The sequence below is a fragment of the Guptibacillus hwajinpoensis genome (assembly GCF_005144865.1).
In the GTDB taxonomy this organism is placed as follows: Bacteria; Bacillota; Bacilli; order Bacillales; family Guptibacillaceae; genus Guptibacillus; species Guptibacillus hwajinpoensis_A.
Window position 1 is genome coordinate 400,129 of the sequence record NZ_SWFM01000003.1, and the last position, 14,094, is coordinate 414,222.

Consider the following 14,094-nt stretch of genomic DNA (forward strand, 5'->3'; position numbering starts at 1 on the left):
TTGTTCTCACACCTTCGATTTTTTTGGCATATCTTATTTAGTAACAACAGTATAAATTGGTCAAGTTATGAAAAGGAGGGTATCACATGAACCAATTTCCTCCATCCCCTCAAGGTGGTCCGGGACCTGGAATGGGTTTCCCATTCTCAGGAGGTGGATTTTCTGGCGGTGGATTTCCAGGTGGCCCAGGAGGCCCACAACCACCTCAAACCGGAACAGGAGGGCTCCTTTCTAGAATTCTAGGCGGAAGTGGAGCATCACCTCAATCGCTTCCTATGCCTCCTGGTTCGTTTCCTGCTCTTCAGCGCGGCGTTATTCCAGGCGCTCCTCAGCAAGCCGGTGGAATGCTTTCAAGGCTTCTTCCTGGAGCTGGCCAGGGCGGTATGGATATGATGGGAATGATTCAAAACGTACAAAAGGTTATGCAAGCAGCAGACACCATTAAACCAATGGTTCAGCAATATGGGCCTATGGTTAAGCAGCTTCCTGAAATGATTGCACTTTTCAAAGAGTATCAGAAGTCTTCAGGCTCTACTGACGATAGTGAAGATGAGGATTCAAATGATGAACCTGTTAAAACGAAGAAAAAGACAAACAAGAGTAAGCCAAATAAACCGCCTTTAGCAGCTACTAAAAAGAAAAAAGAATCGATTTCAGAAGAAAACGTTAGAAAGTCAAAGCCAAGACTGTATGTTTAAACAATCGCCATTCATTGAGTTATCAGGTCAACTCCTTTATAATTGATGTAGATTAGTTATACAACAATCCTTATATGGGTTGAGGAGGTACTCGATGAAAGTTACAAAAATTTCACCAAGAGGTTACTGCTATGGTGTAGTAGACGCTATGGTTATAGCAAGAAATGCCGCTCTTGATAAAACACTACCACGTCCTATTTTTATTCTTGGGATGATTGTTCATAATAAACATGTTACAGATGCCTTCGAAGATGATGGCATTATTACACTCGATGGACCAAATCGAATGGAAATTTTAAAAAATGTTGAATCTGGCACAGTCATTTTCACAGCACATGGAGTTTCACCTCAAGTACGAGAGCTCGCCGAAGAAAAAGGCTTAACCGTTCTTGATGCGACTTGTCCTGATGTTACAGTGACTCATGATTTAATTCGCGAAAAGCAAAAGGAAGGCTATCACGTCATTTATGTTGGCAAAAAAGGGCACCCTGAACCAGAAGGTGCTATGGGGATTGCCCCTGACATTGTTCACCTAGTTGAGAAGCCAGAAGAAGTTGATGAGCTTTCGATTGATTCTGAACGAATTATTATTACGAACCAGACGACAATGAGTCAGTGGGACGTACAAGAAATTATGGAAAGAGCAATGGAACGCTATCCTCACGCTGTCATCCATAATGAAATTTGTAATGCAACTCAAGTTCGTCAAGAAGCTGTTGCAGAGCAAGCCGGCGACACTGATCTTGTGTTAGTAGTTGGCGATCCTAAAAGTAATAACTCCAATCGACTTGCACAGGTTTCAATTGAAGTTGCTGGAACACCTGCCTATCGAATTGCTGATGTTTCAGAAATCGAGATTGAGTGGTTAAAAGGAGTAGAAACAGTTGGTGTAACAGCCGGAGCTTCAACCCCTACACCGATTACCAAAGAAGTAATTCGATTCCTCGATCAATATGATCCTGAAGATACTTCTACATGGACTCGTGAGCGAAAAGTTCCTGCTTCCAAAATACTCCCTAAAGTGAAGGTTAAAAAATAACAGAGAAGCCCACCTCATATGAGGTGGGCTTCTCTGTCTTTATTATCTAAATTGAAAAGGATCCGTTATTTCTTTAGATGCAATGATTTCAGTATCATAATGCTTCTCTTTAACAAACGATTGTAATTTCTTCTGTACGCCTTCAATCATAATCTTTTCAATGTTATGACCAGCGTCGATTATTTGGAGACCTTCCATCATCGCATCATGTGCTACATGGTAATAAATATCCCCGGACACGAAAACATCTGCACCACTAAAACGAGCAGCATTTATAAATTTATTTCCATCTCCACCCAGTACAGCTACTTTCTTAATCGTTGATTGAAGATCACCAACAATTCGCACACCGCTAGCCCCTAGCTTCTCTTTAACGAAGCTAGCAAATTCCTCAAGCGTCATATCATTTTCTAAGTACCCAATCCTTCCAAGTCCAAGCTTCTCTGGTTCATTCTCCAACGGATAAATGTCATAAGCTACTTCTTCGTAGGGATGTGCTTTTGTTATCGCTCGTAGTACTTTACTCTGCAAGTCAGCAGGGAAAATACTTTCTATCTTCATTTCTTCTACTGCTTCCAATTTTCCAGTTTCTCCAAGATATGGGGTTGTCCCCTCTGTCGGCTTAAATCTCCCAGTGCCTTCCGAACTAAATGTACAGTCACTATATGCACCAATATAGCCAGCCCCAGCGTTTGAAAGTGCTTCTCTTACTTCTTCCTCATGAGTGGCCGGTACAAAGACCGCTATTTTCTTGTAATGGTTTTGGAACGTTTCTACAAGAACTTTCGTATTTTTTAACGAAAGTGCGTCAGCAAGCATATCGTTTACTCCACCAGGAGCCACATCCAAATTCGTATGCGCTGCATAAACAGTGATATTGTTCTTAATTAATGTTTCAATCATCTTTCCCTGTTCAGTATCTAAGTTTATTTTCTTAAGGGGGCGGTATAGAATCGGGTGATGAGCTATAATCAAATCCACACCTTCTCTAATTGCCTCGTCTACCACATTTGGCAAGACATCTAGAGCAGTCATTACTTTATTTATCTTCTTATTTAGACTTCCAACCTGCAAACCGATTGGATCGCCATCCTCTGCATATTTCTTTTTTGACCAGGACTCGAATTCCTGAATAATAGCCTGACCTGATGCTAGCTTACTCATGAAAGTACCTCCTTAATCAAGTCACGTTCATTTTTCACTTGTGCCTCTTTTTCTGAGATTCCCTCTGCACGTTCTAGTGAGAGAAGAATACGTTCACGTTTCTTTAACTCATTCTGCCATTTCTTCATAAACGCATCGTTTTTCTCTTTCATTAAAATTGGGCCAGCAAGTAATTGTTTCTGAAGTTCCTTTCCATCAAATCCTTCGTAAGGTTTCTTCCCATTACCTGCATCGAATACTAGTATTTCATAAATTTTATCATCTTCCTCTATGATGGATTCTTCTACAAGCTCCCAATTCAAGTCGGAAAGTCGTTCACGTAGAAGATGAGCTGCAACATTAGGCTGAAGTATTAAACGTTTCACGCCTTCTAGTTTCTCGAGACCACCGAGCAATATATCGCGGATAAGTTGCCCTCCCATTCCTGCAATTGTAATTACATCGACTTCTCCTGGAGAAAGAACTTCCAGTCCATTCCCCTTCCGAACAGCAATTTGATTAGAAAACCCACTTCTTTTCACTTGACTAACTGCAGATTGGTAAGGTCCTTCATTGACTTCACCTGCAACTGCACCAGTAATTCGATTATGATTCATTAAATAACACGGCAAGTATGCATGATCTGAACCGATATCTGCAACTCTACTTCCTACAGGAACATAGTTCGCCACTAGTTTAAGTCTTTCTGATAATAATTTATCGTTCATTTATTCACCACTACTTATCTAGTTTCTTTAGTTTAGTTTACCCTCTCAGTATCGGACTTAACATAAAAGAGTACAGAGAGGTCTAGTATGAAATACAAATAGAAAAGCCTTCTGTTCTCACAGAAAGCTTCTTTTTCTTCTTATTTTTTCTCAGAAAGCCACTTCGCTACTGCCTCAGCCTGTTCGCCTTCAATAAGTCCAGCAGGCATTCCGCTACCTTTACCATTCTTGATAATTCCGAGAATTTCGTCTTTGGAATACTTTCCTCCAACTGCAGTTAGAGCTGGCCCTACTTGGCCTCCTAGGTCCCCACCGTGACAGGAAGCACAGTTCTGAGCATAAATTTCTTCAGGTGCTGCTGCCTCAGCTTGCTCCTGCTTTTCACCATGGCCTTCAGCACTTTCCTCGCCACCCTGTTGCAATGCCCAGAAAGAAACACCAATAATGAGAATTAATCCAATAACTGCTGTCCACGCAAATGGGATAAGCGGATTTTTTTTCATTTCTTTTCCTCCTTGTACCGATTCGCTGATGTCGTTTTCCCCAATTATGTAAGAGTAAACAAATCATAACTTATTTTACTTGAAAACGCTATGAATGAAAAGGGGAACCGTGGCAAATCACATATTTGTCATAGTTTTCACTCTGCTTCTATCATAGCAAATTTTAACGATAAAACAAAATGGCATCAGCACAATCACTGATGCCTTCCATTTATACTTACATGGTTTTTGTCTTATTCTTTGCCCAATCAGCTGCAGATTCCCTGAGAAGGTATTTTTGAATTTTACCCGACGCGGTCATAGGGTATTCATTTACAAAAAATACATCACTAGGAATCTTATACCTAGCGATTTCCCCTTCACAATACGATCGAATATCTGCTTCAGAAACTGATTCATTTTCTTTGAGTTGAATACAAGCAACGACTTTCTCACCGTATTTTTCATCAGGCAACCCGATAACTTGAACATCAAGTACAGCAGGATGTGTGTAAAGAAACTCCTCAATTTCACGTGGATAAATATTCTCCCCTCCACGTATCACCATATCCTTTAGCCGTCCTGTTATCTGTACATAGCCCTTCTGATCCATTTTCGCAAGGTCACCTGTATGAAGCCATCCTTCATCATCAATTGCTTCATTTGTCGCTTCAGGCATATTATAATATCCCTTCATGACATGGTATCCCCTTGTACATAATTCACCTGTAAAGCCATGCTCTGCTTCATTGCCTGTTACAGGATCAATAATTTTCACTTCCACGCCTGGCAGTGCTTTACCTACCGTATTCACTCTATAGTCAATCGGATCATTGGTTCTTGTTTGGGTGATAACTGGTGAAGACTCTGTTTGACCATATGCAATTGTGATTTCTGACATATTCATATGGTTCATAACCTTTTTCATTACTTCAATTGGACATGGACTTCCTGCCATTATCCCAGTTCGAAGTGAGCTTAAATCATAAGAGTCAAATCCAGGTAGACTAAGCTCAGAAATAAACATGGTTGGTACACCATGTAGTGCTGTACACTGTTCTTTTTCTACCGTTTTCAGGACCAGTTCTGGATCAAATTCAACGATCGGAAATATTGCCGCTCCTGCAGAAAAAGCAGCAAGTGTCCCTAGCACACACCCGAAACAGTGAAAAAATGGAACTGGTATACAAAGACGATCATTTTCAGTGAGTTCCATACATTGTCCAATTTGATGTCCATTATTTAAAATATTCGAATGAGTAAGCATAACGCCTTTCGGAAAACCAGTAGTCCCTGAAGTGTACTGCATGTTAATTACATCATCTGGTTGCAGCTCTTTTTTTCGATTGGCTAACTCGTCATCACTAATTGAACGACTTTCGCCCATGAACATATCCCATCCTAGAAATGAAGGATGTGGATCATTGCCAATGAAAATAGCATCCTCTAAATGTGGGAGCATTTCAATGGCGCATTTCCCATTCACTACGTAATCGCCATCTTTTTGAAGCTTTAGAAATGCTTCAGGATAAGAGGTTCCTTTAAATCCACTAATTAAAAACAACCGAGTTGCTTCAGACTGCTTCAAAACATATTCAAGCTCTGTTGTCTGGTAATTCGTGTTTACAGTAACTAAAACCGCTCCAATCTTAGCTGTTGCAAATTGAAGCAGGAGCCATTCTGGCACATTCGTTGCCCATACTGCAATATGTTCTCCTTTTGTAACACCTAACTGTAACAAGGCTTTTGCTGTCCGATTAACTTCTTCATTAAATTCATTAAATGTATAACGAACCTCTTCTTTTGAGTAAACGACAGCTTCTCTTGATCCAAATTGTTTTACTTGCCTTTCAAGCATCGAGCCTATTGTCTCATGTAGCATTTCTGTCATAGACACACCCCTATCTATAATCTTAGCTAACCGAGCGCTCGTTCAGTTTAACAGCCAATTTCACGAGCAATTACCATCCTCTGAATCTCAGAAGTACCTTCTCCAATTTCAAGAAGCTTTGCATCTCTGAAATACCTCTCTACATGGTAGTCACGCATATAACCATTACCGCCGTGTATTTGTACCGCTTGATCGCAAACCTCCATACATATTTCAGATGCATAAAGTTTGCAGATCGATGCTTCCTTAGTAAATTTTTTGCCCTGATCTTTTAACCAAGCCGCTTTATATACCATTGTACGTGCTAGTTCAATCTTCATCGCCATATCAGCGAGCTTAAATTGGATCGCTTGAAACCTTGAAATTGCGCGACCGAATTGTTTCCTTTCATTTGCGTATTGTAACGCCTTCTCATAAGCCGCTTGAGCAATTCCAACTCCCATTGCACCTATTCCAATACGTCCTCCGTCAAGGGTAATAAGGAACTGTCTGAAACCGTCTCCTCGCTTACCGAGCAAATTCTCTTCTGGCACTCTTACGTCTTCCATAACTAGTTCCGTTGTATTGGAAGAATGAAGTCCTAGCTTTTCATAGTTATCGACTACCCTAAAGCCTGGGGCTGATGTAGGCGCTATAATTGCACTTATTTCTTTATTACCATCTTTACGATCTGTAATAGCAGTTAAGGCAAGGTGATCAGCATATGAAGCATTTGTAATGTAGCATTTACTTCCGTTGATTACCCATTCTCCGTTATCCATGACAGCTTCTGTTTCTGTTCCACCCGCATCAGATCCAGCATTAGGTTCAGTTAGTCCAAACGCACCAAGAGATTCACCTGAGCAAATGGGAGCAAGATATTTTTGTTTTTGTTCTTCAGTACCAAATAAATTAAGTGGCGCTCCACCAAGCGAAACATGTGCTGAATACGTAATACCTGTCGAACCACATGCTCGACTTAACTCTTCTACAACTATTGCAAAGCTGATTGTATCGGCACCGCCTCCACCATACTCCTCAGGAAACGGAAGACCCATAATTCCAAGATCGCCCAATTGCTGAAAGATTTCTTTTGGAAATCGCTTTTCCTTATCTCTTTGTTCAGCACCAGGTGCAACCTTTTCATCAGCAAATTCTCTAATCATTTTTTGAATCATCTTTTGTTCTTTCGTCAAGTCAAAGTTCATGTAAAAATAACCTCCTGTTAATAACTACTCCATAATGTGAATGCGCTTACATTTCATTATCTCTTTAAGTAATTATTTTTTCAACATTTTAGAAAATAAAAATAATTAAATATATTATTTTTTTGTTCATTTATTAATAAACCCTTTATTTATAAGCATGTGCGCTTTTCAAGGAAAAAGGCGGATTTGCAAAACGAATGAAAAATCAGTAAAATAAATGACAAGAAATGTATTCGCTTACGTATGGACTCGTTTATACATTTAATGTTTTAGGCTGCTTTCGTAAACATTGTTGCTATAAGAGTGAGAGGGTTTCCGCTTCAGGATGCTCGCTTTCCTCGGGGCGGGCGGTGAGCCTCCTCGTCGCTAACGCTCCTGTGGGGTCTCACCTGTCCCGCTAATCCCGCAGGAGTCGAGCATCCTTCCGCTCCAATTAGCTAAGTGTGGTTCTTTATACAAAACTTCTTTCAAAAGCACCAATCTTTTAGAAAAGAGCCATGTTTTATAACGATTAAAATTCCTCAAAAAAACTCTCCGCCTGCAAATGCAGACGGAGAGGATATTCAATCTATTCCAGAAAATCTTTAAGTCGCTTGCTACGACTTGGATGACGAAGCTTACGTAGTGCTTTCGCTTCAATTTGGCGAATTCGCTCACGGGTAACACCAAATACACGTCCTACCTCTTCTAGAGTTCTAGTACGTCCATCATCAAGTCCGAAGCGCAGTCTAAGAACATTTTCTTCTCGATCTGTTAAGGTATCGAGTACGTCCTCCAGCTGCTCCTTAAGAAGCTCATAAGCGGCTGCGTCTGATGGTGCAAGAGCATCCTGGTCTTCAATAAAATCACCAAGGTGAGAGTCATCTTCTTCACCAATAGGTGTTTCAAGTGAGACAGGTTCTTGAGCGATCTTCAGGATTTCACGCACTTTCTCTGGAGAAAGGTCCATTTCTTTACCAATTTCTTCAGGAGATGGTTCGCGTCCAAGGTCTTGAAGAAGTTGACGCTGAACTCGAATCAATTTGTTAATTGTTTCGACCATATGAACCGGAATACGGATGGTTCTTGCTTGGTCTGCAATTGCTCGTGTAATTGCCTGACGAATCCACCACGTTGCATACGTACTAAATTTGTACCCTTTTCGATAATCGAATTTCTCAACTGCTTTAATAAGACCCATATTACCTTCTTGAATTAAATCTAAGAAGAGCATGCCTCGTCCAACGTATCTTTTCGCAATACTAACAACAAGTCGAAGGTTTGCTTCAGCGAGACGACGCTTAGCCTCTTCGTCACCTTCTTCGATACGTTGTGCTAAACTGATCTCTTCCTTTGCAGAAAGAAGATCTACTCGGCCAATCTCTTTAAGGTACATACGAACCGGATCATTTATTTTGACACCCGGAGGAACACTCAAGTCGTTCAAATCAAATTCTTCTTCTTTATTAACTTCTTGAGGCGAAGGGTTATCAGAATTATCTTCGATAACTTCAACACCCTGTTCCTCTAGATATTCAAAGAATTCATCCATTTGATCGGAATCCTGTTCAAACGGGGACAACCGTTCTACGATCGTAGAGTAAGTAATTAAGCTTGTTTTCTTTCCAAGCTCTACTAACTGCTCTTTCACTTGATCGATGGTTAATTCACCTTCCGCCGGCTGGCGAGTTGGTTTTTCAGCCATTCGATCCCCTCCTTCCATACATCTCAACAATAAAGATAGTCATTTCTCAAAATGATTTTTTAATATTCTTCTTCATCTCGAGAATTTCCATGGCGATCTTAGCTGCCTGGACAAAGTCTTGCTTCATTTCCGCTTCTTTTTTCTCTTTTTCTCTCTCTTCTATCTTTATCCATTCTGGATAATTTAACACCTGTCGGACGTAATCTTGAAGTTCTTTATCCGACACGTCTTCATTTAAATCCATCATGGCCAATTCAGAAGCAATTTTGACAAGGTTAGGATCAGTAAGCTGCTCCATGAATTGGCTAACATCCGCATCATGTCCATTAGCGTAAAAGCTATACAAGTAAGCAGCGATCGCACTATGCTCATCAATATTAAACGAACCGCCAACCTCTTCCTGCACTTTTTCTGCTACATTCAAGTCACGCATCATGTATGCAAGCAGAATTCGTTCTGCATTGTGATAGGCAGGCAGGAGTTTTTTCTTCACATAGAAATTTTTCCTAGCATTATTATCCCTTTTTGGAGGAGCATTATCCTTCTTATTCTTCCCCTCCTTGTGAAATTGGAATACCTGCTGCTTTAATGCATCAAGTGAAAGCGAGAACTCCTCTGATAACTGTCTAAGATAATGATCTCTTTCAACAGCTTTCGTGAGGCCACTAATTTCTTTAAGTACTTCTTCGATATAGCGGATTCGTTCTCCTTCATCTGATAGGTTTTTTCCTGATCTGAGAACCTCCATTTTAAAAGCCATAACCGTTGGCGCTGCCCCTATTACATCCTTCTCAAAACGTTCTGCTCCGTATGTTTGGATATAGTCATCGGGATCTAGTCCATCAGGCATTTTAGCAATTCTCACATAGCAACCAGCTTCAATTAATTCATCTGCAGCTCTAATTGCAGCCTGAGTACCCGCTTTATCAGAGTCATAACAAATTACTGCGGTTTCGGTTTGTCTTCTGATGAGTTTAGCTTGATCTTTCGTTAAGGCTGTTCCAAGACTTGCTACAACATTTTGTACCCCATTCCCGTAAGCAGTAATCACATCAACATATCCTTCAAGAAGAATTGCTTGATCTTTCATGCGAATTGCTGAACGAGTTAGGTGAAAACCGTAGAGAAACTTTCCTTTTTGAAAGAGAGCAGTCTCTGGACTATTTAAATACTTTGGTTCACCGTTTCCAATGATTCTACCACCGAAAGCAACAGGTCTACCTTTTGGATCCCATATTGGAAACATAATGCGATTTCTAAAACGATCGAAATACTTGCCGTCAAACTCTCTCTTAGCTAAAAGACCTGCATCCGCTACTTTAGGAAGAGGATAATTTCTCTTCTGTAAATAGCTCGTTGCATAATCCCAAGAATCAGGTGCGAAGCCTAGTTGAAATTCTTCAATCATTTCATCTGTAAAGCCTCGATTATTTAAGTATTCACGAGCTCCTTTTCCTTCAGGAGTTTTCACCATACAGTGATTGTATAACTTAGCAAGGAAGTCATGCGCTTTGTATATCACATCGTTTTCCGATGCTTTTGACCCACTGCTCTCTCGATCTTGGACTTCAGGCAATTCAATACCTGATTTCTGTCCAAGTACTTGAACGGCCTCTATAAAGTTATACCCTTCAATTTCCATTAAAAACGAAAAAGCGTTACCGCCTGTGCCGCACCCAAAGCAGTGATAGATTTGTTTATCAGGTGCTACTGAAAAAGAAGGAGTGCTTTCGCCGTGAAAAGGACAAAGGCCAAAGAAATTTCTTCCTTGTTTTTTCAGCTGGACATAATCGCTAATCACATCAACGATGTCTGTGGAACGGCGAATCGCTTCAATTTTATCTTCTGGGATTCTGCCACTCATTAATTATCACCAACAGGTTTTATAATTTCGACAAATAAAAATAATCTCCTTCATAATTCGACAAAATTTCAATTAATTTTTTTCGAAATTGAACTCGATCATCACCAGTGAATTTACGAGGACCTTTTGTGTGCTTTCCTGCCCTCCTACTTTTAGAAGCAAGGTACCGAGTATGTAGAAGAGTTGAAATGTTCTCTTCGGTATAACTTTTTCCTCGCGGAGAAAGAACAAATACACCCTTAGGCAGTAGCAGGCTTGCTAACCCATAATCCTGAGTCACTGCAATGTCTCCTTTGCTCGAATGGCGATGAATGTAGAGATCTGCTTCTTCCTTCTCAGAGTCTACCATAACCCACTTCGCTTCTCTGAATGTTGTGCTCATATGAGCATAAGAAGCAACAAAAATAATTTCAACATCTGATAAAGCTTTGTTAAAAGACATGATTTCTTCTTTAACTGGAACTGGACAGGCATCTGCATCGACAAAAAGCGTCAGTTTCTTTTTCGTCATAATTCTCTATTCTACATCTCCCTGAGTTATCCTTCTTTTGAGATTTATGTTTTAACTTTCAGAATTTTAGTTCAGACTATTTAATAAATCTGACAATTCATCTAAAAGCCTTACTTTATGATTATAGACAATTTTTATTGACAATATTTGATTATATACTAAATTAATTAAATTGAACAGATAAAAACCATAAAAAAACACCATCATCGTATCATTTTTTTCATGTCGATGATGGTCCATTTAAGAAATTATTTTATTAGGAAGAATGTTTGCCTTTATAAAGACTTAAAATTAAATTCGCTGTCTCCTCTACGGCACGATTTGATACATCAATCACCTGACAATTCATCTTATTAATGATCGAATTAAAATACTCCAGTTCTTCATTAATACGCGACATATTAGCATAGCTAGCTTCTGCATTAAGTCCAAGTGCTATTAAGCGTTCTTTACGAATATTGTTTAATTTCTCTGGACTAATTTTCAAAGCATAGCATTTTCCTTCCGCAACATTAAATAACTCTTCTGGAGGATCAACTTCCGGTACGATAGGAACATTTGCAACTTTTAATCGTTTGTGCGCTAAATATTGGGATAATGGCGTTTTAGATGTTCGTGAAACACCAACTAATACAATATCAGCAAGAGCAATTCCTCGTGGGTCTCTGCCATCATCATATTTTACAGCAAATTCAATCGCTTCTACTCTTCGAAAATAATCCTCATCGAGCTTATGTACAAGTCCAGGCTCATTGCGAGGGGCTTTCCCTATCACAGTTTCCATGTGGTCAATCATTGGGCCTATAATATCAACTGCGTGAATATTCTCTCTACCTGCGACCTCAAGAAGAAAGTCACGCAATTCTGGAACAACCAGCGTGAAAGCAACAATTGCCTTTGTCTCTTTCGCAAGCGTCATTACTTCATGAATTGTAGCGGTATCCTCTACATATGGTACTCTTCGTACATCAAAGTCAGTGGGATCAAACTGGCTAGTAGCTGCTTTTACTACTAGCTCTGCTGTTTCACCGACCGAATCTGATATAACATACACAATTGCTCGATTAGCTGTATTTGTCATAAAAACCTCCTATGCTAAATAATTTCATCTTTGGCAAGATCAACAAGAGATCTAGTGATATTCGTTTTAGTAATTCGACCGATTACCTCGATCCCATCCTCTACTTCTTTTACAATTGGCAAGGCATCAATTTGTTTTTCAATTAATTGGTTTGCTACTTCTATTAAAAGGTCATCTTTAGAACAAACCGTAATATTAGGCATTCTTGTCATAATAATAGTTACTGGAATGCTTTCTAAATCCTGCTTGCCAAGTGCAGCTCTTAGAAGATCTTTCCTTGATAGTACTCCTACTAGGTGCGCGCGCTCATTCACCACAAATAAAGTCCCTACATCCTCTAGAAACATAGAACAAATCGCATCATAAACGCTTGCATTCTCCTGTACCACTACTGGAATAGACTTATAATCATCCACTTTAATTTTTCTGATTTTTTCAGTTAGAAGCTGCGATCCCGTTTTACCAGTATAAAAATATCCTACTCTGGGTCTCGCGTCAAGATAGCCAGCCATTGTTAGGATTGCAAGATCCGGCCTTAGTGTTGCTCTTGTTAAGCTAAGCTTCTCAGCAATATGCTCGCCTGTTATCGGGCCTTCATTTTTGACAATTTGAAGAATTGTTTCCTGTCGATTATTAAGTTGGATATGACTCACCACCTTCTTATAATGTTATACTTTATTTTCATTATTATATACGATTATACCATCTAGACGAAAGTACTCAGCCTAATTTTAGAAAAACGATAGTATTCTTCGTTTTCAAATTCGTATAAAAACGAATAAAGAGCCCATATCTCATGGGCTCTTCATTCAAGATTAAAACGGTCCAGCTGGTCTAAAAATCGTTTTGACTTTAAATATAGACCTGAATATGCATCAAAATACAAATTAAGAATATGTCTAATTTCTTTTTTTGTTTCTTCTTTCAATGAGATATTTCCCAACCTACTGAGATCAATATGAGCGAAAAGGTGAAGAAGTTCTGATGTACGCTTCGTCATAGGTATATGATATGGATCTACGGATAGACACCGATGACAAAGCAAACCACCCTCATTGATTGAAAAATGGAATTTCCCTTCATTCAAACCACAATTTGCACAGCGATCTAATTGAGGTGTAATCCCGGCTACACGTAGCATTTTCAATTCAAAGATAAATAACACAACCTCTGGATCCTTTTCTTCATCAAGAGCATGGAGAACCTGATATAGCATTTCAAACAAGTACGGATTGGGCTTTCTTTCCTCTGTTAATTTATCAACAAGCTCTGCTGCATACGCTGCATACGATGTAAGAAATAAGTCATTGCGGATGGAACGGAAAGAGTCAATAATTTCTCCCTGATTAAGTCCACCAAGACCTGAAGTATGCTGAAATAGATACTGTCCGTACACAAAAAGTTGAGAAATAGCAGAAAGACGGCTTTTTGGTTTTTTTGCGCCTCTTGCCATGACGCCAACCTTACCCGTCTCTCTAGTATAAAGCGTGAGTATTTTATTTGTTTCACCATAGTCCACGGTTCGAATCACAATTCCTTCAACCTTTTTTAACAAGAACTTTCACCAACCGTTTCTTGTTAATATTCCATCAAAAGGTCAAGTAAGGCGAGTTGCTTCTTCCACATCGGCGAGAGAATCACATTCTTCATCGTTCGGTGTTTGCATTTCCTTCAAAAGAAGATAAGTATCGATGTTTCCCGTTTCACAAAATATTTTCCAGGTAAACTCTAACACTTAAGATCCCACCTTTCAGTTTGTAAAAAGCTTTCCTCTTACCTATAGCTT

General features: G+C 39.6%; 14 protein-coding genes. 2 read left to right on the plus strand and 12 right to left on the minus strand.

Annotated features, from left to right (window positions below; all coding sequences use genetic code 11):
• Positions 1 to 86: 86 nt before the first annotated feature.
• On the plus strand, positions 87 to 698 hold the full coding sequence (gene vrrA / locus FBF83_RS12965; RefSeq protein WP_136947570.1) for a VrrA/YqfQ family protein: 612 nt from the start codon (positions 87 to 89) through the stop codon (positions 696 to 698).
• 94 nt (positions 699 to 792) lie between these two features.
• The gene (locus tag FBF83_RS12970) at positions 793 to 1,737 is read left to right on the plus strand and encodes a 4-hydroxy-3-methylbut-2-enyl diphosphate reductase (protein WP_136947571.1); all 945 of its coding nucleotides are present in this window, start codon (positions 793 to 795) and stop codon (positions 1,735 to 1,737) included.
• Positions 1,738 to 1,779: 42 nt separating this feature from the next.
• Here the strand turns inward: FBF83_RS12970 and FBF83_RS12975 are convergent, their stop codons facing one another.
• From FBF83_RS12975 to FBF83_RS13030, 12 genes are all read right to left on the minus strand, one after another.
• Positions 1,780 to 2,901 carry a Nif3-like dinuclear metal center hexameric protein gene (locus tag FBF83_RS12975; protein WP_136947572.1) on the minus strand — a complete coding sequence of 374 codons (1,122 nt, stop codon included), beginning with the start codon at positions 2,899 to 2,901 and terminating at the stop codon, positions 1,780 to 1,782.
• The gene (locus FBF83_RS12980; RefSeq protein ID WP_136947573.1) at positions 2,898 to 3,608 is read right to left on the minus strand and encodes a tRNA (adenine(22)-N(1))-methyltransferase; all 711 of its coding nucleotides are present in this window, start codon (positions 3,606 to 3,608) and stop codon (positions 2,898 to 2,900) included. The genes FBF83_RS12975 and FBF83_RS12980 overlap by 4 nt, the downstream gene beginning before the upstream one ends.
• Positions 3,609 to 3,748: 140 nt before the next feature.
• Positions 3,749 to 4,111 carry a cytochrome c550 gene (cccA, locus tag FBF83_RS12985; RefSeq protein ID WP_136947574.1) on the minus strand — a complete coding sequence of 121 codons (363 nt, stop codon included), beginning with the start codon at positions 4,109 to 4,111 and terminating at the stop codon, positions 3,749 to 3,751.
• A gap of 217 nt (positions 4,112 to 4,328) precedes the next feature.
• A complete protein-coding gene (locus tag FBF83_RS12990; RefSeq protein ID WP_136947808.1) occupies positions 4,329 to 5,972 on the minus strand; it encodes an AMP-binding protein in 1,644 nt (547 codons plus the stop codon).
• Positions 5,973 to 6,028: 56 nt separating this feature from the next.
• Positions 6,029 to 7,168, minus strand: a complete 1,140-nt coding sequence (locus FBF83_RS12995; protein WP_136947575.1) for an acyl-CoA dehydrogenase family protein — start codon at positions 7,166 to 7,168, stop codon at positions 6,029 to 6,031.
• Between the two features lie 568 nt (positions 7,169 to 7,736).
• A complete protein-coding gene (rpoD, locus tag FBF83_RS13000) occupies positions 7,737 to 8,852 on the minus strand; it encodes an RNA polymerase sigma factor RpoD (protein WP_048308854.1) in 1,116 nt (371 codons plus the stop codon).
• A 46-nt stretch (positions 8,853 to 8,898) separates the two neighbouring features.
• Complete coding sequence (dnaG, locus tag FBF83_RS13005; RefSeq protein WP_136947576.1) at positions 8,899 to 10,716, minus strand: DNA primase; 1,818 nt, start codon at positions 10,714 to 10,716, stop codon at positions 8,899 to 8,901.
• 19 nt (positions 10,717 to 10,735) lie between these two features.
• Positions 10,736 to 11,227 carry a YaiI/YqxD family protein gene (locus FBF83_RS13010; protein WP_136947577.1) on the minus strand — a complete coding sequence of 164 codons (492 nt, stop codon included), beginning with the start codon at positions 11,225 to 11,227 and terminating at the stop codon, positions 10,736 to 10,738.
• Between the two features lie 256 nt (positions 11,228 to 11,483).
• On the minus strand, positions 11,484 to 12,308 hold the full coding sequence (locus tag FBF83_RS13015; RefSeq protein WP_136947578.1) for a pyruvate, water dikinase regulatory protein: 825 nt from the start codon (positions 12,306 to 12,308) through the stop codon (positions 11,484 to 11,486).
• A 14-nt stretch (positions 12,309 to 12,322) separates the two neighbouring features.
• A complete protein-coding gene (locus tag FBF83_RS13020; protein ID WP_136947579.1) occupies positions 12,323 to 12,964 on the minus strand; it encodes a helix-turn-helix transcriptional regulator in 642 nt (213 codons plus the stop codon).
• A gap of 149 nt (positions 12,965 to 13,113) precedes the next feature.
• Positions 13,114 to 13,863, minus strand: a complete 750-nt coding sequence (gene recO, locus FBF83_RS13025; RefSeq protein ID WP_136947580.1) for a DNA repair protein RecO — start codon at positions 13,861 to 13,863, stop codon at positions 13,114 to 13,116.
• A gap of 42 nt (positions 13,864 to 13,905) precedes the next feature.
• The gene (locus FBF83_RS13030) at positions 13,906 to 14,043 is read right to left on the minus strand and encodes a YqzL family protein (RefSeq protein WP_136947581.1); all 138 of its coding nucleotides are present in this window, start codon (positions 14,041 to 14,043) and stop codon (positions 13,906 to 13,908) included.
• Between the last annotated feature and the right edge of the window lie 51 nt (positions 14,044 to 14,094).